The sequence below is a fragment of the Pseudomonas sp. NPDC089395 genome, from assembly GCF_044749525.1.
GTDB lineage: Bacteria > Pseudomonadota > Gammaproteobacteria > Pseudomonadales > Pseudomonadaceae > Aquipseudomonas.
The window spans coordinates 207,545-233,717 of sequence record NZ_JBIVID010000001.1; the positions used below are offsets into that span (position 1 = coordinate 207,545).

Consider the following 26,173-nt stretch of genomic DNA (forward strand, 5'->3'; position numbering starts at 1 on the left):
CATGCGATTGGCGTTATCCCGACCATCAGGAAGTTTCGACGACGTGAACAACAACAAGCCTTTACCACGCTTCCGCGCCCTGGCGCTGGCCCTGGCGGTCAGCTCGGTGGCCGTCAACAGCCAGGCCGCGCAGGCCGGCAGCGCAATCCAGATCCAGGCACAACCACTGGCCTCGGCGCTGAGCCAACTGGGCCAGCAGACCAACCTTCAGTTGTTCTTCAGCCCTGAACTGGTGGCGGGCAAGCAGGCGCCGGCCGTCTCCGGCCAATTGACGCCGGTAGAGGCGCTGCAACAGTTGCTGCAAGGCAGCGGGCTCACTTACGAGATGTCTCAGGACACCGTGGTGGTAAAGCCCCTGCCGACCACGCTGGATCTGGGCAGCGGCAGCCTGGAGCTGGCGCCTACTGATATCAAGGTGGTCGGTGACTGGCTGGGCGATGCCGACGAGGCGGTGGTCCAGAATCACCCCGGTGCACGCACCGTGGTGCGCCGCGAGGCGATGGTGGAAAAGGGCGCGATGAACGTGCGCGACGTGTTGCGCGGCATCCCCGGTGTGCAGGTGCAGGACTCCAACGGCACCGGCGGCAGCGACCTGTCGCTCAACGTGGGTGTACGCGGTCTGACCTCGCGCCTGTCGCCACGCTCGACGGTGCTGATCGATGGCATCCCGGCTGCTTTCGCCCCCTACGGGCAGCCGCAGCTGTCGATGGCGCCGATCTCCTCGGGCAACCTCGACAGCATCGACGTGGTGCGCGGCGCAGGTTCCGTGCGCTATGGCCCGCAGAACGTCGGCGGGATCATCAACTTCGTCACCCGGGCCATCCCTGAGAAGCCCTCGGCCCAGTTGTCCACCACCCTGGAAACCTCCCAGCACGGTGGCTGGAAACACACCGAGTCGGCCTTCGTCGGCGGCACCGCCGACAACGGCATGGGCGTGGCCCTGCTGTACACCGGAGTGAATGGCAACGGCTACCGGGAAAGCAACAACGGCAACGACATCGACGACGTCATCCTCAAGACGCACTGGGCCCCGACCGACGTCGACGAGTTCTGGCTCAACTTCCACTACTACGATGGCCGCGCCGACATGCCCGGCGGCCTGACCCAGGCGCAGTACGACAGCAACCCGTACCAGTCGCTGCGCGACTACGACTATTTCGCCGGGCGGCGCAAGGACGTGTCGTTCAAGTGGCAACGCCAGCTGGACGACGCTACCCAGTTCGAAGTGTTGACCTATTACACCGACAGTTTCCGTGGCAGCGCCATTGCCTCGCGTGACATGAAGACCCTCTCGTCGTACCCGCGCAATTACCACACCTTCGCCATCGAGCCCCGTGTGTCGCGGATCTTCTTCACCGGCCCTGCCACCCAGGAAGTCAGCGTCGGCTACCGCTACCTGAAAGAAGCCATGCGCGAGCAGTCCACCCGCCTGGCTTTGATCGACAACGTGCCGACGCAAACCCCGACGTCCGATGGCCATGTGTTCCAGGACCGCAGTGGCGGTACCGAAGCCAGCGCCTACTACATCGACGACAAGATCGACATCGGCAACTGGACCATCACCCCCGGCCTTCGCTTCGAGCACATCAACACCGACTGGCGTGACCGCCCGGTGCTGGATGCCAACAACCGGCCGGTGCCGGAGAAGAAGCGCAGCATCAGCAGCGACGAGCCGCTGCCGGCGCTGAGCGTGATGTACCACATCTCCGATGCCTGGAAAGTGTTCGCCAACTACCAGACCTCGTTCGGCAGCCTGCAGTACTTCCAGCTGGGCCAGGGTGGTATCGGCAACAACACGGCCAGCGGCCTGGAGCCGGAGAAGGCCAAGACCTACGAAATCGGTACGCGCTATGACAACGGTGGCTTCGCCGGTGAGCTGACCCTGTTCTACATCGACTTCGATGACGAGCTGCAATACATCAGCAACGATGTCGGCTGGACCAACCTGGGCGCGACCAAGCACCAGGGTATCGAGGCGTCGGCGCGGTATGACCTGGCCGGGCTGGACCCGCGCCTAGAAGGTTTGTCGGTCAATGGCGGCTACACCTACACCCGCGCCACCTATGAAGGGGATATCCCTGGCTTCGAGGGCCGTGACCTGCCGTTCTACTCGCGCCAGGTCGCCACGGCCGGCGTGCGCTACGCGGTCAACCGCTGGACCTGGAACCTGGATGCCTACGCCCAATCCAAGCAGCGCGCGCCAGGTACCGGGATCAATGCCGATGGCAGCTTCAACGGCGACTACATCACCGAGCCGAGCGCCGATGGGCAGTTTGGCGACATTCCGGGTTACGTGACCTGGCATGCCCGTGGCGGGTACGACTTCGGGCCGAAGCTGTCGAACCTGACGGTGGCCGCGGGGGTGAAGAACCTCTTCGACAAGCAGTACTTCACCCGCTCCAGCGACAACAACGCCGGCATTTATGTCGGTGAGCCGCGCACCTTCTATGTGCAGGCCAGTGTAGGGTTCTGATCCGAGATTGCCGGGGCCGCTCTGCGGCCCTTTCGCGACACAAGGCCGCTCCTACAGGCGTACGCGATCCCCTGTAGGAGCGGCCTTGTGTCGCGAAAGGGGCGCAAAGCGCCCCCAGCACTTCAGGAAACCACCGCCTCGGCCGGCGACACGATGCTGGTCTTCCCACCCCGCGATCTCCCCGAACTCAGGTAAGCCGCAATCGACTCCTGGGTCACCTCTCCCAGGAACACCTGCCCGGCATCCAGCACCGGCAACCACGCCCGGTTGTACTCGTACATCCGCGACAACAGGATGCGCAGGTGCTCATCGTGCGAAGCCGTGGCATTGAACGGTCTCAGGAAGTCCCCACACACACCCTGCTGGCGATGCATGTCACGCCGGCGCACATAGCCCAGCGCCTTGTTCTGAGCATCGGTCACCACCACGTAGCGGCGGTCATGCTCATCGAGCAATTCCAGGGCATCGCTGACCGGCGTCTCGGGGCTCACCGACGGGGCGTTGTCCGCCGCATCCTCGGCGCGCACCAGCAACAGGCGCTTCAAGGTGCTGTCCTGACCGACGAAGTTGCTTACGAAGTCATCCACCGGGTGCGCCAGCAAGGTGTCCGGGTGGTCCAGCTGCAACAGCTTGCCGGCACGGAAGATGGCGATCTTGTCACCCAGCTTGATCGCTTCGTCGATGTCGTGGCTGACCATGATCACGGTCTTGTTCAGCGCCCGTTGCATCTCGAAGAACTCGTTCTGGATCATCTCGCGGTTGATCGGGTCGACCGCACCGAACGGCTCGTCCATCAGCAGCACCGGTGCTTCGGCGGCGAGTGCGCGAATCACGCCGATACGCTGCTGCTGGCCGCCCGACAGTTCCCGCGGATAGCGTTGCAGGTATTGCTTGGGTTCGAGCTTGATCATGCTCATCAGCTCGCGGGCGCGGTCGTGGCAGCGTTGCTTGTCCCAGCCCAGCAGGCGGGGGACCACGGTGATGTTCTCTTCGATGGTCATGTTGGGGAACAGGCCGATCTGCTGGATCACATAGCCGATGTGCCGGCGCAGGGTCACTTCATCCAGGCCACTGGTGTCTTCGCCATTGATGAACACCTGGCCGGAGGTGGGCGTGATCAGGCGGTTGATCATTTTCAGCGTGGTGCTCTTGCCGCAGCCCGAGGGGCCGAGGAACACGCAGATTTCGCCTTCGTTGACGGTGAGGCTGACCGCGTCGACGGCTTTGACGTCCTTGCCGTTGACGTTGAAGGTCTTGCTGAGGTTCTTGAGTTCGATCATGAGCGCAGTCCTTCTGGAGTCAGGGCACGTTGCAGGGTTTGCAGGAGCAGGTCGGCGATGATCGCCAGCAGGCTGACCAGCACGGCGCCGACCAGCAGCATCGACATGTCGCTGCGGCTGATGGAGGTGAGGATGAGCACGCCCAGGCCACCGGCACCGATGGTGGCGGCGATGGTCATGACGCCGATATTCATCACCACGGCGGTGCGTACCCCGGCGAGGATCACCGGTACCGCGATGGGCAGCTCGACCATGCGCAGGCGCTGGCCGAAGGTCATGCCGATGCCGCGCGCGGCTTCACGGATGCCGGGCTCGACGTTGGTCAGGGCCAGGTAGGTATTGCGCAGGATCGGCAACAGCGAATAGAGGAACACGGCCGTGATCGCCGGCAATGGCCCGAGTCCCTGGCCGAACTTGGAGTAGAACGGCAGCAGCAGGCCAAAGAGGGCGATCGACGGGATGGTCAGCAGCACCGTCGCGCTGGCCTGCAGCGGCCCGGCCACGGCCGGGAAGCGGGTCATCAGGATGCCCAGCGGCACGCCGACCAGGATCGCCAGGCCCACGGCGATGCCGACCAGCATGATGTGCTGCCAGGTCAGCTGCAGCACCTGGGCCCAGTCGAGATGGGCGAACGTATCGAGCAGGCTCATGGCTGTACCTCCTTGAGGGGATGCTCACGCAGGAATGCGGCGGCGACGGCGGTCGGGTTCTGGTGCTCGACATCGACCTTGGCGTTGAGCTGGCGCATGGTCTCGTCATCGAGCTGTTCGGCCAGCGGCTTGAGCAGGCCGACCAGTTGCGGATGGGCGTCGAGCACGGCCTTGCGTACCACCGGGGCGGCGGTGTAGTCGGGGAAGTAATGCTTGTCGTCTTCCAGCAGCTTGAGGTTGAACGCGCTCAAGCGGCCATCCGTGGTGTAGACGAGGCCGGCAAACACCTGGTTGTTGTGCATGGCGGTGTAGACCAGGCCGGCGTCCATCTGGCGGATGTTGGCGCGGCCGACTTGCAGGTCGTACATTTCCTTCAGGCCGACCAGGCCATCCGGGCGGTTGGCGAACTCGGTGTCCAGGGCCACCAGATGATTGCGCTTGTGCTCGTCACGCAGCACCTGGTTGAGGTCGCTGATGGTGTTGACCTGCGGGTAGGCTTCGGCGATCTGCTTGGGCAGCCCCAGGGCGTAGGTGTTGCTGAACTTGGATGGGGTCAGCCAGATCAGGCCTTTCTTCGCGTCCAGTGCCTTGACCCTGGCATAAGTAGCCTCGGCGCTGGGCATGCGCTCGTCGATGTGGTTGTAGGACACCAGCGACACGCCGGTGTATTCCCACATCAGGTCGAGCTGGCCGGTTTCCTGGGCCTGGCGGGCGATGCTGCTGCCAAGGCCCGTGGTGACGCGCACATCGAAGCCGTTGGCGCGCAGGTATTGGGCGGTGATTTCGGCGAGCACGGTCTGTTCGGTGAACATCCGCGCACCGATGTGCAGCTGTGGTTTGTCCGCCGCTTGGGCAAATCCTGCGAACAGCAGGGCCGCGCCCAGCAGCAAGGCGATTCTCTTCTTCATACGTTCCCTCTGGTTATCGGGCCAGGCCACGTTCCAGCCAGCGCTTGCTGGAGAAACTCACCGCGGCGTCCAGCAGCAGTGCCAGCAACGCGGTGCAGGCCGCGCCGAGCAGCAGCTGTGGCTGGTTGTTCAGGGCGATGCCCGGAAAGATCAGGCTGCCCAGGCTGTTGGCGCCGATCAGAAACGCCAGTGGCGCGGTGCCGACGTTGAGCGCCAGGGCCACCCGAACACCGCCGACGATGATCGGCACGGCGTTGGGCAGCTCCACCTGCCAGAGTTGCTGGCGCGGGGTCATGCCGATGCCGGTGGCGGCTTCCTTGAGCGAGGCGGGGACGTTTTTCAGGCCCTCGTAGGTGTTGCGCACGATGGGCAGGAGGGAGGCGAGGAATAACGCGAAGATCGCGGGCCCGGCGCCGATGCCCAGGATACTCAGGGCGATGGCCAGAACGGCCAGGGGGGGAATGGTGTTGCCAACGTTGAAGAACTGCATGAAGCGCTCGGCTTTGTCGACCCGGTGCGGTCGACTCAAGGCAATGCCAGCGGGGATGCCCACGGCCAACGCCGCCGCCATCGAAGCCAGCACCAGCACCAGGTGCGCTTGCAGGTAGAACCCAAGATCGTCGCGGTAGCGCGCGATCGTGTCGATGCCGATCCAGTGGATCAGCAGGGCCAGGATGACGAGCACGGCGGCCCATCCCAACAGCCCTTTTCCGTAGCGTGTTGCCACAGGCGGACTCCTTGTGTTGTCGGCGAGCACACTCTTTTTTTGGCCGCCATACCTGGCAGCGAGTGGTGTGTTCGCGAGTAGCAGCGAGAGGCAACCGAAGGCTGCGATCAGGCCATGAGCCGAACCCCGTCGGGCCCGAAAATGCTGATGAAACCAGTCCCCAAGCGAAGCGGGTTGCAGGGGAATGGACGTCTCCGTGGGCGTAAAGGTTCCCATCTGAAGAGGCATTTGGCCAGTGTTAATCACTGGGTGGCTGGAAACTTGGCGAGAAAAAACAGCGGTTTAAGGCGCTGAAGGCGTTGAAATAACTGCCCTGTGGCCATTTATCGTGATAAAGCGATTGAAGGGTGAATTTGTTTTGACAGTGCGGGCCCTATCGCCGGCAAGCCGGCTCCCACAGGTACTGCACAGGGCCTGAAGCTTGTAGAGGTTCCTGTGGGAGCCGGCTTGCCGGCGATAGGGCCGGAACAGGCACCACTCGTTCGGCAGATTTTGGTCCCGGCCCAACTTCAGGTATGATATCGCCCCTTTTTGAATCCCCCAGTCAGGCGATTTCCCATGACCAACCAGGCCGCCGAAGTCGCGAAGCGCCGCACTTTCGCAATCATTTCCCACCCCGACGCCGGTAAGACCACCATCACCGAAAAGCTCCTGCTGATGGGCAAGGCCATTGCCGTCGCCGGTACCGTGAAGTCGCGCAAGTCCGACCGCCACGCCACCTCCGACTGGATGGAAATGGAGAAGCAACGCGGCATCTCCATCACCACCTCGGTGATGCAGTTCCCGTACCGCGAGCACATGATCAACCTGCTCGACACCCCCGGCCACGAAGACTTCTCCGAAGACACCTACCGCACCCTGACCGCGGTGGACTCGGCGCTGATGGTGCTCGACGGCGGTAAAGGTGTAGAGCCGCGGACCATCGCCCTGATGGACGTGTGCCGCCTGCGCGACACGCCCATCGTCAGCTTCATCAACAAACTCGACCGTGATATCCGCGACCCGATCGAACTGCTCGACGAAATCGAGGCGGTGCTGAAGATCAAGGCCGCGCCAATCACCTGGCCGATCGGTTGCTACCGCGACTTCAAGGGCGTTTACCACCTGGCCGGCGACTACATCATCGTCTACACCCCGGGTCACGGCCATGAGCGTACCGAGGCGAAGATCATCGAGAAGCTCGACTCCGATGAAGCCCGCGCGCACCTGGGTGACGAGTACGATCGCTTCCTCGAACAACTTGAGCTGGTGCAGGGCGCCTGCCATGAGTTCGACCAGGACGAGTTCATCAACGGCCAGCTGACACCGGTGTTCTTCGGTACTGCACTGGGCAACTTCGGTGTCGACCATGTGCTCGATGCCGTTGTCGACTGGGCGCCGCGCCCGCTGGCCCGTGTGGCCCATGAGCGTACCGTGGAGCCGGTGGAAGAGAAGTTCACAGGCTTCGTGTTCAAGATCCAGGCGAACATGGACCCGAAACACCGCGACCGTATTGCCTTCATGCGCATTTGCTCGGGCAAGTACGAGAAGGGCATGAAGATGCGCCACGTGCGTACCGGCAAGGACTTGCGCATCGGTGACGCGCTGACCTTCTTCTCGTCCGAGCGTGAGCAGCTGGAAGAGGCCTACGCTGGCGACATCATCGGCCTGCACAACCACGGCACCATCCAGATCGGCGACACCTTCACCGAAGGCGAGGCGCTGGGCTTCACCGGTATCCCGCACTTCGCCCCGGAGCTGTTCCGCCGTGTGCGCCTGAAGGACCCGCTCAAGTCCAAGCAGCTGCGCCAGGGCCTGCAGCAGCTGGCCGAAGAGGGCGCGACCCAGGTGTTCTTCCCCGAGCGCAGCAACGACATCATCCTGGGTGCGGTCGGTGTGCTGCAGTTCGACGTGGTCGCCAGCCGCTTGAAGGAAGAGTACAAGGTCGAGTGCGCCTACGAGCCGATCACCGTCTGGTCGGCGCGCTGGATCACTTGCGAAGACAAGAAGAAGCTCGAGGAATTCCAGAACAAGGCCATGGAGAACCTGGCCATCGATGGTGGCGGTCACCTGACTTATCTGGCGCCGACCCGGGTCAACCTGGCGCTGATGGAAGAGCGCTGGCCGGACATCAAGTTCCGCGCGACCCGCGAGCATCACTGATCACAGGGGAGGGCTTTGCCCTCCTTTCGCGACACAAGGCCGCTCCTACACGGATATTGCGATCCTTCCCTGTAGGAGCGGCCTTGTGTCGCGAAAGGGCCGCAAAGCGGCCCCAGCAATCTTCAATTCCCGGCTTTGATACTGGTCCAGATCCGCGTGCGAATGCGGTCGATCTTCGCCGGCATCGCCTCCAGCGCATACAGCTTGCTCATCACCTCGTCGCTCGGATAAATCATGTTGTTACCCTTCATCGCCGGGTCCACCATCCCGTCAGCCTGCAGGTTGCCGTTGGCGTACTGCACATGGTTGCTGATGTTGGCCATCACCTCCGGCTGCAGCAGGTAGTTCATGTAGGCATACCCCGCCTTCTCATCCGGCGCATCGGCCGGCATGGCGACCATGTCGAACCACATCGGCGCCCCTTCCTTGGGGATCGCATACCCCACCTTCACGCCATTTTTCGCCTCGTCCGCACGGTTCTTCGCCTGCAGCACGTCCCCCGAGAAGCCCACCACCACGCAGATGTCGCCATTGGCCAGGTCGCCGGTGTACTTCGATGAGTGGAAGTAGTTGATGTACGGCCGCACCGTCATCAGCAGCGCCTTGGCCTTTTCATAATCCTTCGGGTCCTGACTGTGGTGCGGCAAGCCCAGGTAATGCAGGGCGATCGGCAGCAACTCGGGGCCGTTGTCGAGCACTGCGACGCCGCAGCTTTTGAGCTTGCTCATGTACTCGGGCTTGAAGATCAGGTCCCAGGAGTCGACCGGCGCGTTGTCGCCGAGCACCGCCTTGACCTTGTCGATGTTGTAGCCGATGCCGGTGCTGCCCCACAGGTACGGGAAGCCATGCTGGTTGCCCGGGTCGTTGACCTCCAGCGCCTTGAGCAGCACCGGGTTGAGGTTGTGCCAGTTGGGCAGCTGCGACTTGTCGAGTGGCTTCAGGGCCTTGCCCTGGATCTGCCGGGCCATGAAGTGGTTGGAGGGGAACACCACGTCGTAGCCGGAGTTGCCGGTCATCAGTTTGCCGTCGAGGGTCTCGTTGCTGTCGTACACGTCGTAGGTCGGCTTGATCCCAGTGGCCTGCTGGAAATTCTGCAGGGTATCGGGCGCAACGTAGCTGGACCAGTTGTAGATCTTTACCGTGTCGGCGGCGCTGGCCACGCTGGCGGCCAGCATCAGGGGGGCGAGAAGGAGCGTACGCATGTCGGGTTTACCTTGCTTTGTCTGTTGTTATCGAAGGCAGGCGATCAGCGGATCAGAAGATCAGAACGTAGGTCTTGCGCACGGTCTCCTGGATATCCCAGGTGCCGGTGCTGTTGGCCGGTAGCATCAATGCGTCTCCGGCTTCTATGAACAGGGTCTCGCCACCGTCGGGGGTGAAGGTGCAGCGGCCCTTGATGAAATGGCAGAACTCCTGTTGCACGATCTGCCGCCGCCAGCGCCCGGGCGTGCACTCCCAGATGCCGGCTTCGACGCCATCGCTGCGCTCCACGCAGGTGACCGAGGCCACTGCCACGGGCTCGCCAATGGGCACAGCGACCGGGTTGGCGCTGTCCAGCACGACGCTGTCGGTGTGTTTGAACTGGGTGATGCTCATTGCGGGTGGATCCTGTGCAGGGGAAAGGGAAGTCAGTGCATGAAACCTTCCATGAAGTCCGCAAGGGAGCTGGCCAGGCGCCGCCTCCAGGGCGCGCTGGCGGCGTTGGCGAGGGTCCGGTCCTCGTGGACGAAACTCTGGATGATGGCGTTGTAGCCCAGCCAGCGGCAGGGCTCGGGCGGCCAGCTGGCCAGGCTCGACAGCGGGCGGTTGTCGAGCACCCAGGGCTGGGCGGTCAGTGCGTTCTGCTGGTTGAGGATCAGCGCGGCCAAGGTGCGCCCACCGAGGTTGGTGGCGCCGACGCCTTCGCCGCCATAACCCCCGGAAAGGGCGATGCCGCGCTGGCGGTCGCACAGCATGTGCGGGCGGAAGCGCCGGGCCATGCCCAGGTTGCCGCCCCAGGAATGGGTGATGCGCACATCCTTGAGCTGGGGGAACAGCTCGCTGAACAGGTAGCGGCGCAGGCCGACTTCGGCCTCGGTGAGGGTGAAGTTTTCGCGCAGCCGGCCGCCGAAGCGGTAGCCACCGCGGGCGCCGAACACCAGGCGGTTGTCGGCGGTGCGCTGGCCATAGGTGACCTGGCGGCTGTTCTCGCTGAAGGCCTGGCCCCGGTCCAGGCCGATCTGTTGCCAGGTCGATTCGGGCAGCGGTTCGGTGGCCACCAGCAGGCTTTGCACCGGTAGCTGGTGCTTGCCCAGTGGCGGCAGGCTGGCGGCATAGCCTTCGACAGCGGGCACCGTCCATTGGCAGCGGATGCGCGCCATGGGCGAGCGCACTTCGCCCGGCTGCCAGTCGATGGCCGGGGTGTTCTCAAAGATGGGCACGCCCAGCGCCTCCACCGCCCGGGCCAGCCCTCGCGCCAGCTTGGCCGGTTGAATGGTCGCGGTGTGCGGGCTGTAGATGGCGCCGTAGGCGTTGCTCAGCCGCAGCTGTTCAGCCAGTTTCTCGGGGCCCAGCCAGTGGTAGTCCTCCTCGCGCATGCCCTGGCGGTACAGGTCGTCGAGGTAGGCGCGCAGGCTGCGTTCCTGTTCCGGGTAGCGAGCGGCGCAATACAGCACGCCACCTTTGCGAAAATCGCAGTCGATGGCCTCGCGCTGCAGCACGGCATGGACTTCATCGGGTATGCCCTGCAGCAGGTCGATGCTGCTGCGGCGCTGCTGCGGCGACAGGCTGGCCAGCAGCCGGTCCTCGCCGAGCAGGTTGCCCATCAGCCAGCCGCCGTTGCGCCCGGAGGCGCCGAAGCCGGCGATGTTGGCGTCGATCACCGCGATGTTCAGGTGCGGGGCCTGGCGCTTGAGGTAGTAGGCGGTCCACAGGCCGGTGTAGCCGGCGCCGATGATGCACACGTCGACGTCGAGGTCTTCGTGCAGGGCCGGGCGGGCGCACAGCGGCTCGTCGAGCTGGTCCATCCACAGGCTGAGCGTGCGCAGGGGTTGCATCGGGTTGGGCTCCACATCCGTCAAGGTCTGTGGACGATGCTAGTAGCGTTGGGCGCTGGCTGTCTTACGTGCGTGCACGCAGGGAAATTTGCTTGAGATAGGCCTTGGGCGTGAGCCCTGTGTGTTGGCGAAAGCACTTGTAGAAGGCCGACAGGGAGTTGAAGCCGGCACTGAAGGCCAGGTCGTCGATCGACGCCGCAAGGCTGTGGTCGTCGAGGCTGGCCATCAGGTGTTGCAGGCGCGCCTGGTTGACGTAGCGATAGAAGCTTTGGCCGAGCACCTGGTTGAGCAGGTAGGAGATCTGGTTGCGGCTGTAGCCACTGGCGCCGGCGACCTGTTGCAAGTCGAGTTCAGGGTCGAGGTAAGGGCGTTGGCGCTGGAAGTAGTGCTCCAGGTCCTGAGCCATGGTCGACAGTTGCCGAGGTGACAGGCCCAGGCGGCTGGTGGCCGGACGCGGCCCCGCGCTGGACAGGCCCTTGCCGTTCTGGCGTACCAGCGTGGCGTATTCGTTGACCCGCCAGATCAGGCCGTCCTTGACCGTGATCGCTTCGCTCGACTGGAAGGCCACCAGGCCTTCACCGCCCTGCACCGTGACCTGGTACTGGATGAACGCAGTGCAGCCATCGACGCGGATGCGGTCGCTGTGGACGATGTCCTCGCCGGCCTCATGGGGCAGGCACGCACGCACGTAGTCGCGCAGCTCGCGGTAACCGAGCACGCGGTTCTGGAAGAAGTCGTGGTACTGGATGTCGGGGTGGTAGAGCGCGATCACGCCGTCGAGGTCGCGGTGCTTCCAGCACAGGTGGTAGCGCAGCACGGTGTCGGCAGTGAGCGGGGTCTGCTCGGGGCCGTCGGGGAGGGCGGTGGCGGTCATGGCTCGATAGTGCATTGCAGAACACCCAGGCGCAAGGTCGTGGATCCGGCATTTTGCACGGTTTGGTGAAGCGGCTTACTGGCTAAGTCGTTGATTCGAATGACTGTAATTTTTTGATACAGCTGGCATGGGGACTGCACTGCTCTTGTACAACAACCAAGAGGAGAAGGGCCATGCGCTCGATACTGCTGTGGATGATTGGGGTGCCGATTCCGGTGATCATTCTGATCTGGTTCTTTATGCATTGAGGGGCCGCTTTGCGGCCCATCGCCGGCAAGCCAGCTCCCACAGGGATCGCCGAGGCCTCAAGCCTTATGCAGTACCTGTGGGAGCCGGCTTGCCGGCGATGAAGGCTACATCGCTCTAGAGAAACTGCTCGGCATAATGGCAGGCGACTTGCCGACTACCCACCTGCCGAAACGCCGGCACTTCCTTGGCACACCGCTCCGTCGCATACGGGCAGCGCTTGTGAAACGCGCAGCCATCTGGCGGATTCAGCGGATTGGGCAACTCCCCGGCAATCCGAATCTTCGGCTTCAGCGGGTCCGGATGAATCGCCGGCGTGGCCGACAACAGCGCCTGGGTATAAGGGTGCAGCGGCTTCTCGTAGATATCCTCCTTCGGTCCCATCTCCGCCGGCCGTCCCAGGTACATCACCAGCACCTGGTCCGCCACATGGCGCACCACCGCCAGGTTGTGGGAGATGAACACATACGCCGTGTTGAACTCTTTCTGCAGGTCCATGAACAGGTTCAGCACCTGCGCCTGGATCGACACGTCCAAGGCCGAAGTCGGCTCGTCGGCCACCAGCACCTTCGGTTGCAGCATCATCGCCCGGGCCAGGGCGATGCGCTGGCGCTGGCCGCCGGAGAACATGTGCGGATAACGCTGGTAGTGCTCGGGGCGCAGGCCCACCTGCTCCATCATCTTCTGCACTTTCTCGCGCCGCTCGGCCTTGCTCATCGAGGTATTGATCAGCAACGGCTCGGCCAACTGGTCGCCGATCTTCTGCCGTGGGTTGAGCGAGGCGTAGGGGCTCTGGAACACCATCTGCACATCGCGGCGCAGTTGCTTGCGCTCGACCTTGCTGGCGCCCTTGACCTCGGTGCCGGCGATTTGCAGCGACCCCGAGGACGGCTCTTCGATCAGGGTCAGGGCACGCGCCAGGGTCGACTTGCCGCAGCCGGACTCACCGACCACGGCCAGGGTCTTGCCGGCCTCCAGTTCGAACGACACGCCATTGAGCGCACGCACCAGGGCGTGGCCCTTGAACAGGCCACGTGAAACCTCGTAATGCCGGGTCAGCTCCCGGGCACAAAGAACGACGGCCATCACGCCACCTCCTGGTTCAGCGGGTAGAAGCAACGCACCAGGCTATGGGCCTGGGGATCGAGGGGCGGGCGCTGGTGCCGGCAGTTGTCCTGCACATACGGGCAGCGCGGCGACAGCAGGCAGCCGGCGGGGCGATCGTAGCGGCCGGGGACGATGCCGGGCAGGGTGGCCAGGCGTTCGGCACCGATGCTGTGCTCGGGGATCGCCGCCAGCAGCGCTTCGCTGTAGGGATGGGCCGGGACGTCGAACAGCTCCGGCACCTGGCCCACTTCCACGGCTTGCCCGGCATACATCACGCACACGCGCCTGGCCGTTTCGGCGACCACGGCCAGGTCGTGGGTAATCAGGATGAGCGCCATGTTGCGCTCTTTCTGCAGGTTCACCAGCAGCTCCATGATCTGCGCCTGGATGGTTACATCCAGCGCCGTGGTCGGTTCGTCAGCGATCAGCAGCTTGGGTTCGCCGGCAATCGCCATGGCGATCGCCACGCGCTGGCTCATGCCGCCCGACAGCTGGTGCGGGTAAGCGTCCAGGCGGCTTTCGGCGGCCGGGATTTCGACTTTTTTCAGCAGCTCCAGGGCGCGCTGGCGAGCGGCCTTGCCCTTCAGGCCCAGGTGCTGGCGCAGTACCTCCTGGATCTGGAAACCCACGGTGTAGCTCGGGTTGAGCGCGGTCATCGGGTCCTGGAAGACCATGGCGATGTCCTTGCCCACCACCTTGCGCCGCTGGCGACCGCTGAGCTTGAGCATGTCGGTGCCGTCGAAGCTGAGGGTATCGGCGGTGATTCGCCCTGGGGCGTCGATCAGGCCCATCAGGGCCATCATGGTCACCGACTTGCCCGAGCCGGACTCGCCGACGATGGCCAGGATCTCGCCGGCGTCCACCGCAAGGTCCAGGCCGTCCACCACAGGCACGGCATTGGCGTCGCCGAAGCGCACGTTCAGGTTGTTGATCTGCAACAGTGACATGGCGCTCTCCTCAGGCGGCGTTCTTGAGTTTCGGGTCCAGCGCATCGCGCAGGCCGTCGCCCATCAGGTTGATTGCCAGGACACTGAGCAGAATCGTCAGGCCGGGCAGGCTCACCACCCACCAGGCGCGCTCGATGTAGTCACGCGCCGACGCCAGCATGGTGCCCCATTCCGGGGTCGGCGGTTGCACGCCCAGGCCCAGGAAGCCCAGTGCTGCGGCGTCGAGGATGGCCGAGGAGAAACTCAAGGTGGCCTGCACGATCAGCGGTGCCATGCAGTTGGGCAGCACGGTGACGAACATCAGCCGCGGCAGGCCGGCACCGGCCAGGCGCGCGGCGGTGACGTAGTCGCGGTTGAGTTCACCCATCACCGCGGCGCGGGTCAGGCGCACGTAGGAAGGCAAGGAGACGATGGCGATGGCGATCACCGTGTTGATCAGGCCTGGGCCGAGGATGGCGACGATCGCCACTGCCAGCAGCAGCGACGGCAGGGCCAGCATCACGTCCATCAGGCGCATGATCGACGGGCCGAGAAGGTGCGGGAAGAAGCCGGCCAGAAGGCCCAGCAGGATGCCGGGAATCAGCGACATCACCACCGACGACAGGCCGATCAGCAAGGACAAGCGGGCACCCTGGATCAACCGCGAGAGCAGGTCGCGGCCCAGCTCGTCGGTGCCGAGGATGAATTGCCAGGTACCGCCTTCGAGCCACACCGGTGGCGTGAGCAGGAAGTCGCGGTATTGCTCGCTTGGGTCGTGCGGGGCGACCCACGGCGCGAACAGCGCGCAGAACACCACCAGGCACATGAAGGCCAGGCCCATCACCGCGCCCTTGTTGCGCGAGAAGGCATGCCAGAACTCTTTGTACGGCGAGGGGTAAAGCAGGCTCTGGTCCACCGGGCTGGCCGGCGTGACGGATTTCGGAATCGGGCTAGTCATGACGAGGGCCTCAGCGCTGATGACGGATGCGTGGGTTGGCCAGGCCGTAGAGGATATCCACGACGAAGTTGACCAGGATCACCAGGCAGGCGATCAACAGGATGCCGTTCTGGACCACGGGGTAGTCACGGGCGCCGATGGCTTCGATCAGCCACTTGCCGACGCCCGGCCAGGAAAAGATGGTTTCGGTGAGCACGGCCCCGGCGAGCAGGGTGCCGACCTGCAGGCCGAACACGGTCAGCACCGGGATCAGCGCGTTGCGCAGGCCGTGCACGAACACCACACGGGCCGGCGACAGGCCCTTGGCACGCGCGGTACGGATGTAGTCCTCGCGCAGCACTTCGAGCATCGACGAGCGGGTCATGCGGGCGATCACCGCCAGGGGGATGGTGCCCAGCACGATGGCCGGCAGGATCAGGTGCATCACCGCGTCCTTGAACGCACCTTCTTCGTCGCTGAGCAAGGTGTCGATGAGCATGAAGCCGGTTTTCGGCTCGATGTCGTAGAGCAGGTCGATGCGCCCGGAGACGGGCGTCCAGCCGAGGCTGACCGAGAAGAACATGATCAGGATCAGGCCCCACCAGAAGATCGGCATGGAATAGCCGGCCAGCGATATGCCCATGACCCCGTGGTCGAACAGCGAGCCGCGCTTGAGCGCGGCGATCACCCCGGCCAGCAAGCCGACGGTACCGGCGAACAGCAAGGCCGCGAACGACAGCTCCAAGGTGGCCGGGAACAGCGTGAGGAACTCGGTCCACACACTCTCGCGGGTGCGCAGGGACTCGCCCAGGTCACCCTGGGCCAGCTTGCCGACGTAGTCCAGGTACTGGACCGGCAGTGGCTTGTTCAGGCCCAGGCGCTCCATGGCCTGGGCATGCATTTCGGGGTCGACCCTGCGCTCGCCCATCATCACTTCCACCGGGTCGCCGGGGATCAGGCGTATGAGCGCGAAGGTCAGCAAGGTGATGCCGAAGAAAGTCGGGATCAGCAAGCCCAGGCGCCGGGCAATAAAACTCAACATTGTCGGGGTTACCTCATCGGCCGTTGTACGGCAGTGCCGCCGGTGCCCGTGTGGGTTGCCGGCGATCGTTGTTGTTCTACTTCACCTTGGTGGTGGCGAAGTTGTTGTTGGTCAGAGGGTTGATCACGTAACCCTCCACGTTTGCACGCATGGCGGTGAACATCTTCGGATGGGCCATGCTGATCCAGGGTTGATCGTCATCGTACACCTTCAATGCCTCGGCATAGAGCCTTGCGCGTTCGTCGTTGTCGATCACTTCGCGGGCGCGGGTGATCAGTTCCTGGAATTTCGGGTTGCACCAGCGGGCGTAGTTTTCGCCGGTCCTGGCGGCATCGCAGCTGAGCAGGGGGCTGAGGAAGTTGTCCGGGTCGCCGTTATCGCCGGCCCAGCCGGTGGACACCAGGTCTGCCTCGCCTTTCTTGGCGCGGCGCAGCATCTCGGCCCACTCCATCACGCGGATATCCAGCTTGAGGCCGATCTGCTTGAGGTCGGACTGCAGCATTTCTGCCGACAGGCGCGGGTTGGGATTGGTCGCACCACCGCCATTGCGCGTGAACAGGGTGATCACCGTACCTTCCGGTACGCCCGCTTGCTTGAGCAGTTCACGCGCCTTGGCCAAGTCGCGGGGCGGGTTATGGTTGTCGCTGTTGTAGCCGATCATGGTCGGCGGGTACGGGTTCACGCCCACCAGCGCGTTACCCTTGCCGAACAGCTGGTCGACGTGGGTCTGGCGGTCGAAGGCCATGTTGATGGCTTTGCGCACGCGCACGTCGCCCAGGTACTTGTGCTCGGTGTTCATGGCGATATAGCCGGTGACCAGGGCTTCGATCTCGGCCACCTTGAGCGTGGAGTCGGCCTTGATCGACGGTACGTCGTCTGGCTTGGGGTACAGCGCTACCTGGCATTCGTTGGCGCGCAGTTTCTGCAGGCGCACGTTGCTGTCGGTGGCAATGGCGAAGATCAGCGCATCGCTTGGCGGCTTGCCACGGAAGTAGTCCGGGTTGGGCTTGTAGCGCACCTGGGCGTCCTTGTTGTAGCGCTGGAAGATGAACGGACCGGTGCCGATCGGCTTGCTGTTGAGATCGCCAGTGGTGCCGGCCTTGAGCAACTGGTCGCCATATTCGGCGGAGTAGATCGACGTGAAGCCCATGGCCATGTCCCGCAGGAAGGGCGCTTCCGGGCGCGTGAGGGTGATGACCACGGTGTGCCCGTCGGTCTTTTCCACCGACTTGAGCAGGTCCTTGAAGGCCATGCTCTCGAAATACGGGTAGCCGACGCTGGTCCTGGCGTGCCACGGGTGGTTCGGGTCGAGCTGACGGTTCAGGCTCCACAGCACGTCGTCGGCGTTGAAGTCGCGGGTTGGCTTGAAGTAGTCGGTGGTGTGGAACTTCACACCTTGGCGCAGGTGGAAGGTGTAGGTCAGGCCGTCAGGCGAGATGTCCCAGCGTTCGGCCAGGGCCGGCTGGATGTCGGTAGTGCCCGGCTTGAAATCGACCAGGCGGTTGAACACCGTCTCGGCCGTGGCGTCGAAGGTGACCGCGGTCGTGTACTGGACCACGTCGAAGCCTTCCGGGCTGGCTTCGGTGCACACCACCAAAGGCTTGGCCGCCAGTTGTCCGGCAGCGCCCAGGATGATCGCGGCCAGGGCCGCGCGCAGTGCTAGCGATGTCATGGAACCTCCCTGCATGCATTGATTCCAGCGTAGCCGCCACGGCCTGGTTCGAAGCGGGCCGTGGCGTCAACGGTCAGAGGATGTTGAACGGAATAGTGGTGACGATGCGCAGTTCGTCCAGGCTGCCATCGCCCTGGGCTTTGCTGGCGCGGTGCGCGGTGTAGGTGGCGCGGATGCTGGTGTCCTTCAGCGGCCCGCTCTGCACCGCGTAGCTGGTGCCGATGCCCCACTCGTAGTGGTTCTCGCCATCGAGGCCGTTCACGTCATAGGCCGTGCCACGGTAATGGGTGCCGTCGATGCCCCAGCCACGGGCGTTGTACAGGTTGAACTTGAGGCCCGGCACGCCGTAGGGCGCCATGTTCAGCACATAGGAAAGCTGCACGGATTTCTCGTTGGGGCCGTTGAAGTCCGACAGCAGCGAGTTGGCCAGGTAGATGCCATTGGTTTCGTGCAGGTAGTCGAAGTATTCGTTGCCGTTGACCTGCTGCCACGAGGCCGTGACGGTGTGCGCCTGGTGGGTCAGGCCGAGCGACAGGCTGTAAGTGTCGTTGTCGATCTCGCCCATCTTCTTGCTGCCTTCGTCCACGGTCTTGTAGTAGTTCAGACCGGTGCTCAGGCTCAGTACCGCGCTGTCGCCCAGTACGTGGTTGGCGCCGAAGTAGTACTGGTTCCAGAAGTCGTCGACCTTGCTGGCATAGAGGCTGGTGGTCAGGCTCTTGAACGGCTGGTAGTTGACCCCGGTCGTGCTGGCGCGGTCGGTTTCCACGCCGGTGGCGCTGTATTCGCTGCGGAACTTGCTCAGGCTTTGTTCGGTACGTGGCGAGACGCGGTCGAAGGTGCCCAGGTCGAACGACAGGTTGTCGAATTCGGCGCTGTGCAGGAACGCACCCTGGAAGCTCGACGGCAGGGCGCGGTTGCCGATGTAGGCGATCATCGGCGTGTCCACCGATTGGCGGCCCACGGTCAGGGTGGTGTTGGACACCCGCGCTTTGAGGTTGGCCAGGCCCATCTTGCTCCACTGGCCGATGGGGTCGCCGTCGCTGTGGGTCAGGGTGCGGTTGTTCGGCCCGGCCACGGCGGCGCGGCCTTGTTCCAGGGCGATGGCGTTGTAGCCGGCGGCTTCCACGGCAAAACCCACGGTGCCCTGGGTGAAGCCCGAGCTGTAGTTGAGGATGGTGCCCTGCACCCAGTTGTCGCGGCTGTGGGTGTCGTGGCGCGTGCCGTCGCTCTTGGTGTACTTCCACAGCGGCGCGCGGGTGGCGCGTTCGCGGGCGTACCAGTTGCGGGTGCTGCCGGACAGGCTCTGGCCGTCGATCAAGCCTTGGGCCTGGTCTTGCTCGCTGGCGGCTTTGAGGCTGAATGGCACGTAGTCCTGGCTCTGGGTGTCGGCCTGGGCTGTGGCGCAATAGGCGCTGATGGCCAAGGCCAGTGCGGTGAGAGTGAAAAGTCTCAAGGTTAAAGCTCCCTTTCTGTTTTTGTAGTTATTGCCTGGCCTTGTGGGCCGGGTGTTTGCTGCGGTGTTGCCAGGGTTGCCACGGGATCGCCGGGCAAAATCGGGGGAGTTGTGTGAGGTGTGCCGGCCTCATCGCGGGTAAACCCGCTCCTACAGGAACCGCGCAGGCTCTGTACGAGCGGATTTATCCGCGAAGGGCCAATGAAGGCTGAAAATCAATCAACACTCACACCGGAAAAGTCATTGCGGCCAAAGGGGCTTACCTTGAAATCGGCGACCTTGACGCTGATCGGCTGGTTCACCGTGGAATGCGCCACCGGGGTGATCGGTACCTGTTGCTTGAGGCGCTGCTGGGCCTGCTGGTACAGGGCGGTGCGCTGGGCCTGGTCGGTGACTTGCTTGGCCTGCTTGACCAGGCTGTCGTACTGCGGGTCGCACCACAGCGAGTAGTTGTTGCTGCCAATGGCGTCGCAGTTGTAGAGGGTGCCCAGCCAGTTGTCCGGGTCGCCGTTGTCACCTGTCCAGCCAATCAGCGCGATGTCGTGCTCGCCGTTTTTCATGCGCTTGAGGTATTCGCCCCACTCGTAGCTGACGATCCGCACCTTGAAGCCAAGCTTGCTCCAGTCGGCCTGGAGCATCTCGGCCATCAACTTGGCGTTGGGGTTGTAGGGGCGCTGCACGGGCATGGCCCACAGGGTGACTTCAGTGCCTGGCTTGACCCCGGCCTGTTCGAGCAGCCGCTTGGCTTTTTCCGGGTCGAAGGGGGCGTCCTTGAGGCTGTTGTCGTAGGACCACTGGGTTGGCGGCATGGCATTGACCGCCAACTGCCCGGAGTCCTGGTACACCGCCTGCAGAATCGCCTGCTTGTTCACCGCCATGTCCATGGCCTGGCGCACCTCCAGGCGATCGAACGGCGGGTGCTGGGTGTTGTAGGCGATGTAGCCGAGGTTGAAGCCCGGTTGCTGCAGCACCTGCAGCTTGCTGTCGGCGCGCAGCGCCGGCAGGTCGGCCGGACGCGGGTGCAGGGTGACCTGGCACTCGTTGCGGCGCAGCTTCTGGATGCGTACCGAAGGGTCGGTATTGATCGAGAACACCAGGTTGTCGATCTTCACCTCGTCGGGCGCCCAGTAGTCCCTGTTGCCCTTGAAGCGGATCTGCGAGTCCTTCTGGTAGCGCTGGAACACGAAGGGGCCAGTGCCGATCGGTTGCTGGTTGATATCGCTGGGTCGGCCGCTGGCCAGCAGTTGCTCGGCGTATTCGGCAGACAGGATCGAGGCGAAGCTCATGGCCAGGTTCTGCACGAAGGCGGCGTCGACCTTGTTGAGGGTGAACACCACGGTCAGCGGGTCGGTCTTTTCGACGGCGGCGATGTTCTTGTCCAGGCCCATGCTGACGAAGTAGGGAAACTCAGTGGGGTAGGCCTGCCGGAACGGGTGGGTCTTGTCGAGCATGCGGTTGAAGGTGAACAGCACGTCGTCGGCGTTGAACTCGCGGCTCGGGGTGAAGGTTTTGCTGGTGTGGAACTTCACCCCTTGGCGCAGGTGGAAGGTGTAGCGCAGGCCGTCGTCGGACACCTCCCACTGCGTTGCCAGCGCGGGGTGCACGGCGGTACCGCCGCGTTCGAATTCCACCAGGCGGTTGTAGATCGGTTCGGCGGCGTCGTTGTCGGTGGCGCTGGTGTACTGGGCCGTGTCGAAGCCAGCGGGGCTGCCCTCGGAGCAGAACACCAGGTTGTTGGCCAGCAGGGCAGGGGCCTGGCCCATGAGGCCGAGGCCGAGCAGGCTGGAAAGCAGTGTGATGTGGCGCATGTGCAGGTCCTTCTCCGTCTGTTTCGCCGCCTCGGGGTACGAATGGCGGCAACAGGGGCCCATCCCCGACGCGGGTAGCGTCGGGGTGGGTGTGGTTTACGGGAATGGGTGAGGGTGGCTCGGTGCTACTTGTCCACGCTGACGCCGTAGAACGCGTTCAATGCGAACGGACTGATCTTGAAGTCCTTCACCTTGGTGCTCATGGGCTGGTACACGGTGGAGTGGGCGATCGGGGTGATCGGCACCTGCTCTTTGAGAATGTGCTGCGCCTTCTGGTACAGCTCGGTGCGCTTGGCCTGGTCGGAGGTGGCCTTGGCCTGCTTGATCAGGTCGTCGTAGGGCTTGTAGCACCACTTGGAGAAGTTGTTGCCGTCAACGGCATCGCAACCGTACAGGGTGCCCAGCCAGTTGTCCGGGTCACCGTTGTCACCGCTCCAGCCGATCAGCATGGCGCCCTGTTCACCGCCTTTGGAGCGTTTGATGTACTCGCCCCATTCGTAGCTGACGATCTTGGCCTTGATGCCGATCTTGGCCCAGTCCGATTGCAGCATCTCGGCCATCAGCTTGGCGTTGGGGTTGTAGGGGCGTTGCACGGGCATGGCCCACAAGGTGATCTCGGTGCCCTCCTTGACGCCGGCTTTCTTCAGCAGTTCCTTGGCCTTTTCCGGGTCGTAGGCGGCGTCCTTGATGCTGTCGTCGTAGGACCACTGGGTAGGCGGCATGCCATTGACGGCGAGCTGGCCGGCGCCCTGGTACACCGACTCGATGATCTTCTTCTTGTCGACGGCCATGTCCAGTGCCTGGCGCACTTCCAGCTTGGCCATCGGGTTGGGCTCGTTACTGCCCTTGATCTTGTCCATCACGTTGTAGGCGATGTAGCCGAGGTTGAAGCCGGCCTGCTGCGGCATCTGCAGATTCTTGTCGGCCTTGAGCGGCTCGATGTCGGCCGGGCGCGGGAACAGGGTGACCTGGCACTCGCCCTTCTTCAGCTTCTGCATGCGCACCGAGGCATCGGTGGTGATGGCGAAGATCAGGTTGTCGATCTTCACGTCTTCGGGCTTCCAGTAGTCCTTGTTGCCCTTGAAGCGGATCTGCGCGTCTTTCTGGTACTTGCTGAACACGAACGGGCCGGTGCCGATCGGCTTCTGGTTGATGTCGGCGGCCTTGCCGCCCTTGAGCAGCTGGTCGGCGTACTCGGCCGACTGGATCGAGGCGAAGCTCATGGCCAGGTTCTGGATGAACGCGGCGTCCACTTCGTTGAGGGTGAACTTGACCGTGTGATCGTCGAGCTTCTCCACCTTGGCGATGTTCTTGTCCATGCCCATGTCGGTGAAGTAGGGGAATTCGGTGGGGTAGGCCTTACGGAACGGGTGGTTCTTGTCGAGCATGCGGTCGAAGGTGAACAGCACGTCGTCGGCGTTGAATTCGCGGCTGGGCTTGAAGTAGTCGGTGGTGTGGAACTTCACGCCTTCGCGCAGGTGGAAAGTGTAGGTCTTGCCGTCGTCGGACACGTCCCACTGGGTCGCCAGGCCCGGGATGACGGCGGTGCCGCCCCGTTCGAACTGGGTCAGGCGGTTGAACACGGTCTCGGCCGAGGCGTCGAAGTCGGTTCCGGTGGTGTACTGCCCCGGGTCGAAGCCCGCCGGGCTGCCTTCGGAGCAGAACACCAGGTTGGATGCGGCATGGGCTAGCGGTGCGCCGGCTAGCAGGCCTGCACCGAGCAGGAACGGAATGACTGCGTGTTTGAGCATGGTGGCCTCATTGTTGTCATTTTTGGTTTGAGGTGGCCTCGTGAGCCGACCTGCGGATACTTATGCAGGGGGGATTCCCAATGCAACCATCAGAAGGATAGTTGGCGTCAGAAAAGTAGTACGAGCGTACATAGATGTCGCATCCGTATAACTTTCGAAGAAGTTGAACGTTTGCGCAGGCATAATGATGGCTTTTTGCAGAATATTTCGAGGCGGGGGATTTTGTAGGAGGCACTTAAATAGTGCGTAGGAAATATCTGTAACAGCTGTGCGCGAGTGCGTGTGGGAGCGGGCTTGCCCCGCGAACACCGGCAACGCCGGTGCCATTCACCGCGTCGCTTTCTTCGCGGGCAAGCCCGCTCCCACAGGGCCCCTTGTCGTCGCTTAAGGCATCAGCACTTCGATCTGCCCATCGGCATTCATGCTGACTTCGCTGGTGCCCGCTTCGATATCCGGCGCAGGCGCCGCTTCATCGGCGCTCATGGCCTTCATCGCCATTGGTGCGCTGCGCAGGTACGGGCGTGGGTAGCCGCTGCTGTTGAGGTTGAGGCTGACCACTTTATAGCCTTTGCCACCCAGGGCCTCGGTGGCCAACTGGGCACGGGCCTTGAAAGCCTCGACCGCATCCTTGAGCAGCGCATCTTCGCTGGCCTTGCGCGTGGCGGGGGCAATGGAGAAGTCCATGCCGCCCATCTTCAGGTCCTTCAGCAGCTCGGCGGTGAGCTGGGACAAGGCCGGGAAGTCGGCAGCTTCAAGGCGCAATTCGGCGCGCTCGCGCCAGCCCGTGATCTTCTGGCCCTTGCTGTCGTAGATCGGATAGCTGTTGCGGCTGCCCTGGCTGATCTTCACATCCTTGACCTGGCGCGCCTGCTGCACGGCCTTGTTCATGGTCTCGGTGATCTGCTTGGCGAGCTTGCCTGGGTCGTTGTCCTGCGCTTCGCTGTACAGGGTCACGACCATCAGGTCGCGCGGCACTTCCTTGCTGACTTCGGCGCGCAGCGATACCTGGTTGAAGCGTGGCTCATCGGCTGCCAACGCGGGCAGGCTGGCGAGCATGCCGCAAGACAGGATCAGAGCCGCGCTGCGACGTGGGATTTGCATGGGTTACTCCTTGGCATCAAAAGGCGTGGGGTCTGGCCATCCATTCCACGCATGGCCGATCAGACCGAATCCAGTGTAGTGGGTTCAAAAGTGCCATCATGAACCTGTGTCAAAGTGTGGCGGTTTGCCGCATCACTGCAGTGAAGGGCCTGGCTTCGGTATACTCCAGCCGATTTTTCTGGAGCACTCATCAGGAGAGCTCATGCTCGCCGCCGCACAACCGCTGTCCGCTACACGCCAGAATCTCTGGCGCCTGACCGTCATTCGCGTTCTGGTCCTCGCCGCTCAGGCTGGCTCCGTGGGCGTGGCCTACTGGACCGAACTGCTGCCGTTGCCCTGGCTCTCGCTGGCCGCAACCCTGGCGCTGTCGTCCTTGCTGTGTGCTTTCACGGCGCTGCGTCTGCGCCTGTCGCTGCCGGTCACCGAGCTCGAATACGCCCTGCAACTGGCCTGCGACCTGTTGATCCACAGTGCCTTGCTTTATTACTCGGGGGGGTCGACCAACCCGTTCGTGTCCTATTACCTGGTGCCGCTGGCGATTGCCGCGGTGACCTTGCCGTGGCTGTATTCGCTGATTCTCTCGGGCATCGCGCTGACCGCCTACAGCCTGTTGCTGGTGCAGTTCTATCCGCTCGAAGGGCTGCCGATGGCGCGGGACAAGATGCAGGTCTACGGCATGTGGCTGAGCATCGCCCTGGCGGCCGCGGTCATCACCTTCTTCGCCGCGCGCATGGCCGAGGAGTTGCGCCGCCAGGAGCAGTTGCGTTCCGAGCGGCGCGAAGAAAGCCTTCGCGATGAACAACTGCTGGCCGTGGCGACCCAGGCCGCCGGTGCTGCCCATGAGCTGGGGACGCCGCTGGCGACCATGAGCGTGCTGCTCAACGAAATGCGCCAGGACCATAAAGACCCGCTGCTGCAGGAAGACCTGCAGATCCTTCAGGACCAGGTCAAGCTGTGCAAGGAAACCCTGCAGCAGCTGGTGCGCGCCGCCGAGGCCAATCGCCGCCTGGCGGTGGTCGAGCAGGACGTCACCGCCTGGCTCGATGAGTCACTCGACCGCTGGCACCTGATGCGCCCGGAGGCCAGCTACCGCTTCCAGCGCCTGCGCGACGGCCAGGTGCCGCGCCTGACGCCGCCGCCTGACCTGACCCAGGCGCTGCTCAACCTGTTGAACAATGCCGCCGATGCCTGCCCCGATGACCTGCAAGTGCAGCTGGACTGGGATGCCCACGACATCGTCATCAGCATCCGTGACCATGGCCCGGGCGTACCGCCGGCCATTGCCGAAGCGATCGGCAAACCCTTCATTACCACCAAGGGCAAAGGCTTCGGCCTGGGCCTGTTCTTGAGCAAGGCCAGCGTGACCCGTGCGGGCGGTTCGGTGAAACTCTATAGTCATGAACAGGGTGGCACCCTGACCGAATTGCGCCTGCCCCATGGCAAGCGAGGAGATGAATGATGAGCGAAGAAAACCAGGTCGAAAGCGAAGAACTGCCGCACCTGCTGCTGGTGGATGACGATGCCACCTTCACCCGGGTCATGGCCCGGGCCATGAGCCGTCGCGGTTTCCGCGTGAGCACGGCGAGCTCCGCCGAGGAGGGGCTGATCCTGGCCCAGCAGGACCTGCCGGACTACGCCACGCTGGACCTGAAGATGGAAGGCGACTCGGGCCTTGTGCTGCTGCCCAAGCTGCTGGAGCTGGACCCAGAAATGCGCGTGGTGATCCTGACCGGTTATTCGAGCATTGCCACCGCGGTCGAAGCGGTCAAGCGCGGTGCGTGCAACTACCTGTGCAAGCCGGCGGACGCCGATGATGTACTGGCGGCGTTGCTGTCGGAGCACACCGACCTGGACTCCCTGGTACCGGAAAACCCGATGTCGGTGGACCGTCTGCAGTGGGAGCACATTCAGCGGGTGCTGAACGAGCACGAGGGCAATATTTCCGCCACGGCGCGGGCGCTGGGCATGCACCGGCGGACCTTGCAGCGCAAGCTGCAGAAGCGCCCGGTGCGGCGCTGAATCGGCGTCGGCTTCTTCGCGG

The 26,173-nt window shown here is 63.6% G+C and carries 21 protein-coding genes; 4 read left to right on the forward strand and 17 right to left on the reverse strand.

The annotated features are described in order from the left end of the window. Positions 1-43 precede the first annotated feature (43 nt). On the forward strand, positions 44-2,473 hold the full coding sequence (locus ACIPZG_RS00960) for a TonB-dependent siderophore receptor (RefSeq protein ID WP_400709291.1): 2,430 nt from the start codon (positions 44-46) through the stop codon (positions 2,471-2,473). A gap of 122 nt (positions 2,474-2,595) precedes the next feature. On the opposite strand, the gene ACIPZG_RS00965 is transcribed toward ACIPZG_RS00960, so the two are convergent. From ACIPZG_RS00965 to ACIPZG_RS00980, 4 genes are read right to left on the reverse strand one after another with little or no spacing between them, the layout of a single operon-like run. Beyond that, positions 2,596-3,753: a betaine/proline/choline family ABC transporter ATP-binding protein gene (locus ACIPZG_RS00965; protein ID WP_400709294.1), complete on the reverse strand. Its 1,158-nt coding sequence runs from the start codon at positions 3,751-3,753 to the stop codon at positions 2,596-2,598. Beyond that, positions 3,750-4,403 carry an ABC transporter permease gene (locus tag ACIPZG_RS00970; protein ID WP_010952080.1) on the reverse strand — a complete coding sequence of 218 codons (654 nt, stop codon included), beginning with the start codon at positions 4,401-4,403 and terminating at the stop codon, positions 3,750-3,752. The genes ACIPZG_RS00965 and ACIPZG_RS00970 overlap by 4 nt, the downstream gene beginning before the upstream one ends. Further along, positions 4,400-5,311, reverse strand: a complete 912-nt coding sequence (locus tag ACIPZG_RS00975; RefSeq protein ID WP_400709297.1) for a glycine betaine ABC transporter substrate-binding protein — start codon at positions 5,309-5,311, stop codon at positions 4,400-4,402. Before ACIPZG_RS00975 ends, ACIPZG_RS00970 begins: the two co-directional genes overlap by 4 nt. Before the next feature lie 13 nt (positions 5,312-5,324). Next, entirely contained in the window at positions 5,325-6,038 is a 714-nt protein-coding gene (locus ACIPZG_RS00980) for an ABC transporter permease (protein WP_400639110.1), read from the reverse strand. A gap of 558 nt (positions 6,039-6,596) precedes the next feature. On the opposite strand from ACIPZG_RS00980, the gene ACIPZG_RS00985 reads away from it, so the two are divergent. Then, complete coding sequence (locus tag ACIPZG_RS00985; protein ID WP_400709300.1) at positions 6,597-8,180, forward strand: peptide chain release factor 3; 1,584 nt, start codon at positions 6,597-6,599, stop codon at positions 8,178-8,180. Between the two features lie 122 nt (positions 8,181-8,302). On the opposite strand, the gene ACIPZG_RS00990 is transcribed toward ACIPZG_RS00985, so the two are convergent. The 13 genes from ACIPZG_RS00990 to ACIPZG_RS01050 all read right to left on the reverse strand — a co-directional run bounded on the left by ACIPZG_RS00990 (position 8,303) and on the right by ACIPZG_RS01050 (position 24,132). Continuing rightward, positions 8,303-9,382, reverse strand: coding sequence for a polyamine ABC transporter substrate-binding protein (locus ACIPZG_RS00990; protein WP_400709303.1), 1,080 nt, complete (start codon positions 9,380-9,382; stop codon positions 8,303-8,305). Between the two features lie 52 nt (positions 9,383-9,434). Beyond that, positions 9,435-9,776, reverse strand: coding sequence for a cupin domain-containing protein (locus ACIPZG_RS00995; RefSeq protein WP_008090667.1), 342 nt, complete (start codon positions 9,774-9,776; stop codon positions 9,435-9,437). Between the two features lie 32 nt (positions 9,777-9,808). Next, positions 9,809-11,215 carry an NAD(P)/FAD-dependent oxidoreductase gene (locus ACIPZG_RS01000; protein WP_400709306.1) on the reverse strand — a complete coding sequence of 469 codons (1,407 nt, stop codon included), beginning with the start codon at positions 11,213-11,215 and terminating at the stop codon, positions 9,809-9,811. A 64-nt stretch (positions 11,216-11,279) separates the two neighbouring features. After that, on the reverse strand, positions 11,280-12,104 hold the full coding sequence (locus tag ACIPZG_RS01005) for a helix-turn-helix domain-containing protein (RefSeq protein WP_400709309.1): 825 nt from the start codon (positions 12,102-12,104) through the stop codon (positions 11,280-11,282). A 348-nt stretch (positions 12,105-12,452) separates the two neighbouring features. After that, complete coding sequence (locus ACIPZG_RS01010) at positions 12,453-13,421, reverse strand: peptide ABC transporter ATP-binding protein (protein ID WP_400709312.1); 969 nt, start codon at positions 13,419-13,421, stop codon at positions 12,453-12,455. Beyond that, positions 13,421-14,389, reverse strand: a complete 969-nt coding sequence (locus ACIPZG_RS01015; protein WP_400709315.1) for an ABC transporter ATP-binding protein — start codon at positions 14,387-14,389, stop codon at positions 13,421-13,423. Before ACIPZG_RS01015 ends, ACIPZG_RS01010 begins: the two co-directional genes overlap by 1 nt. A gap of 10 nt (positions 14,390-14,399) precedes the next feature. Then, on the reverse strand, positions 14,400-15,326 hold the full coding sequence (locus ACIPZG_RS01020) for an ABC transporter permease subunit (RefSeq protein WP_008092544.1): 927 nt from the start codon (positions 15,324-15,326) through the stop codon (positions 14,400-14,402). Positions 15,327-15,336: 10 nt separating this feature from the next. After that, positions 15,337-16,347, reverse strand: a complete 1,011-nt coding sequence (locus ACIPZG_RS01025) for an ABC transporter permease subunit (RefSeq protein WP_008092542.1) — start codon at positions 16,345-16,347, stop codon at positions 15,337-15,339. Between the two features lie 76 nt (positions 16,348-16,423). After that, positions 16,424-18,019 carry an ABC transporter substrate-binding protein gene (locus ACIPZG_RS01030; protein ID WP_400709318.1) on the reverse strand — a complete coding sequence of 532 codons (1,596 nt, stop codon included), beginning with the start codon at positions 18,017-18,019 and terminating at the stop codon, positions 16,424-16,426. Positions 18,020-18,092: 73 nt separating this feature from the next. Continuing rightward, complete coding sequence (locus ACIPZG_RS01035; protein ID WP_400709321.1) at positions 18,093-19,472, reverse strand: OprD family porin; 1,380 nt, start codon at positions 19,470-19,472, stop codon at positions 18,093-18,095. A 215-nt stretch (positions 19,473-19,687) separates the two neighbouring features. Continuing rightward, positions 19,688-21,280 carry an ABC transporter substrate-binding protein gene (locus ACIPZG_RS01040; protein ID WP_400709324.1) on the reverse strand — a complete coding sequence of 531 codons (1,593 nt, stop codon included), beginning with the start codon at positions 21,278-21,280 and terminating at the stop codon, positions 19,688-19,690. Positions 21,281-21,405: 125 nt separating this feature from the next. After that, a complete protein-coding gene (locus ACIPZG_RS01045; protein WP_400709327.1) occupies positions 21,406-23,031 on the reverse strand; it encodes an ABC transporter substrate-binding protein in 1,626 nt (541 codons plus the stop codon). 384 nt (positions 23,032-23,415) lie between these two features. Next, positions 23,416-24,132: an SIMPL domain-containing protein gene (locus tag ACIPZG_RS01050; RefSeq protein WP_400709330.1), complete on the reverse strand. Its 717-nt coding sequence runs from the start codon at positions 24,130-24,132 to the stop codon at positions 23,416-23,418. 202 nt (positions 24,133-24,334) lie between these two features. On the opposite strand from ACIPZG_RS01050, the gene ACIPZG_RS01055 reads away from it, so the two are divergent. Beyond that, entirely contained in the window at positions 24,335-25,591 is a 1,257-nt protein-coding gene (locus ACIPZG_RS01055; RefSeq protein ID WP_008092531.1) for an ATP-binding protein, read from the forward strand. Next, a complete protein-coding gene (locus tag ACIPZG_RS01060) occupies positions 25,591-26,151 on the forward strand; it encodes a response regulator transcription factor (protein WP_008092529.1) in 561 nt (186 codons plus the stop codon). Before ACIPZG_RS01055 ends, ACIPZG_RS01060 begins: the two co-directional genes overlap by 1 nt. Positions 26,152-26,173 lie beyond the last annotated feature (22 nt).

Excerpts from the sequence above, each read along its gene's own strand:
- ACIPZG_RS00965 (WP_400709294.1), bottom strand. The coding sequence starts at position 3,753 with ATGATCGAACTCAAGAACCTCAGCAAGACCTTCAACGTCAACGGCAAG.
- ACIPZG_RS00970 (WP_010952080.1), bottom strand. The coding sequence starts at position 4,403 with ATGAGCCTGCTCGATACGTTCGCCCATCTCGACTGGGCCCAGGTGCTG.
- ACIPZG_RS00975 (WP_400709297.1), bottom strand. The coding sequence starts at position 5,311 with ATGAAGAAGAGAATCGCCTTGCTGCTGGGCGCGGCCCTGCTGTTCGCA.
- ACIPZG_RS00985 (WP_400709300.1), top strand. The coding sequence starts at position 6,597 with ATGACCAACCAGGCCGCCGAAGTCGCGAAGCGCCGCACTTTCGCAATC.
- ACIPZG_RS00990 (WP_400709303.1), bottom strand. The coding sequence starts at position 9,382 with ATGCGTACGCTCCTTCTCGCCCCCCTGATGCTGGCCGCCAGCGTGGCC.
- ACIPZG_RS00995 (WP_008090667.1), bottom strand. The coding sequence starts at position 9,776 with ATGAGCATCACCCAGTTCAAACACACCGACAGCGTCGTGCTGGACAGC.
- ACIPZG_RS01000 (WP_400709306.1), bottom strand. The coding sequence starts at position 11,215 with ATGCAACCCCTGCGCACGCTCAGCCTGTGGATGGACCAGCTCGACGAG.
- ACIPZG_RS01005 (WP_400709309.1), bottom strand. The coding sequence starts at position 12,104 with ATGCACTATCGAGCCATGACCGCCACCGCCCTCCCCGACGGCCCCGAG.
- ACIPZG_RS01010 (WP_400709312.1), bottom strand. The coding sequence starts at position 13,421 with ATGGCCGTCGTTCTTTGTGCCCGGGAGCTGACCCGGCATTACGAGGTT.
- ACIPZG_RS01015 (WP_400709315.1), bottom strand. The coding sequence starts at position 14,389 with ATGTCACTGTTGCAGATCAACAACCTGAACGTGCGCTTCGGCGACGCC.
- ACIPZG_RS01020 (WP_008092544.1), bottom strand. The coding sequence starts at position 15,326 with ATGACTAGCCCGATTCCGAAATCCGTCACGCCGGCCAGCCCGGTGGAC.
- ACIPZG_RS01025 (WP_008092542.1), bottom strand. The coding sequence starts at position 16,347 with ATGTTGAGTTTTATTGCCCGGCGCCTGGGCTTGCTGATCCCGACTTTC.
- ACIPZG_RS01030 (WP_400709318.1), bottom strand. The coding sequence starts at position 18,019 with ATGACATCGCTAGCACTGCGCGCGGCCCTGGCCGCGATCATCCTGGGC.
- ACIPZG_RS01040 (WP_400709324.1), bottom strand. The coding sequence starts at position 21,280 with ATGCGCCACATCACACTGCTTTCCAGCCTGCTCGGCCTCGGCCTCATG.
- ACIPZG_RS01045 (WP_400709327.1), bottom strand. The coding sequence starts at position 23,031 with ATGCTCAAACACGCAGTCATTCCGTTCCTGCTCGGTGCAGGCCTGCTA.
- ACIPZG_RS01050 (WP_400709330.1), bottom strand. The coding sequence starts at position 24,132 with ATGCAAATCCCACGTCGCAGCGCGGCTCTGATCCTGTCTTGCGGCATG.
- ACIPZG_RS01055 (WP_008092531.1), top strand. The coding sequence starts at position 24,335 with ATGCTCGCCGCCGCACAACCGCTGTCCGCTACACGCCAGAATCTCTGG.
- ACIPZG_RS01060 (WP_008092529.1), top strand. The coding sequence starts at position 25,591 with ATGAGCGAAGAAAACCAGGTCGAAAGCGAAGAACTGCCGCACCTGCTG.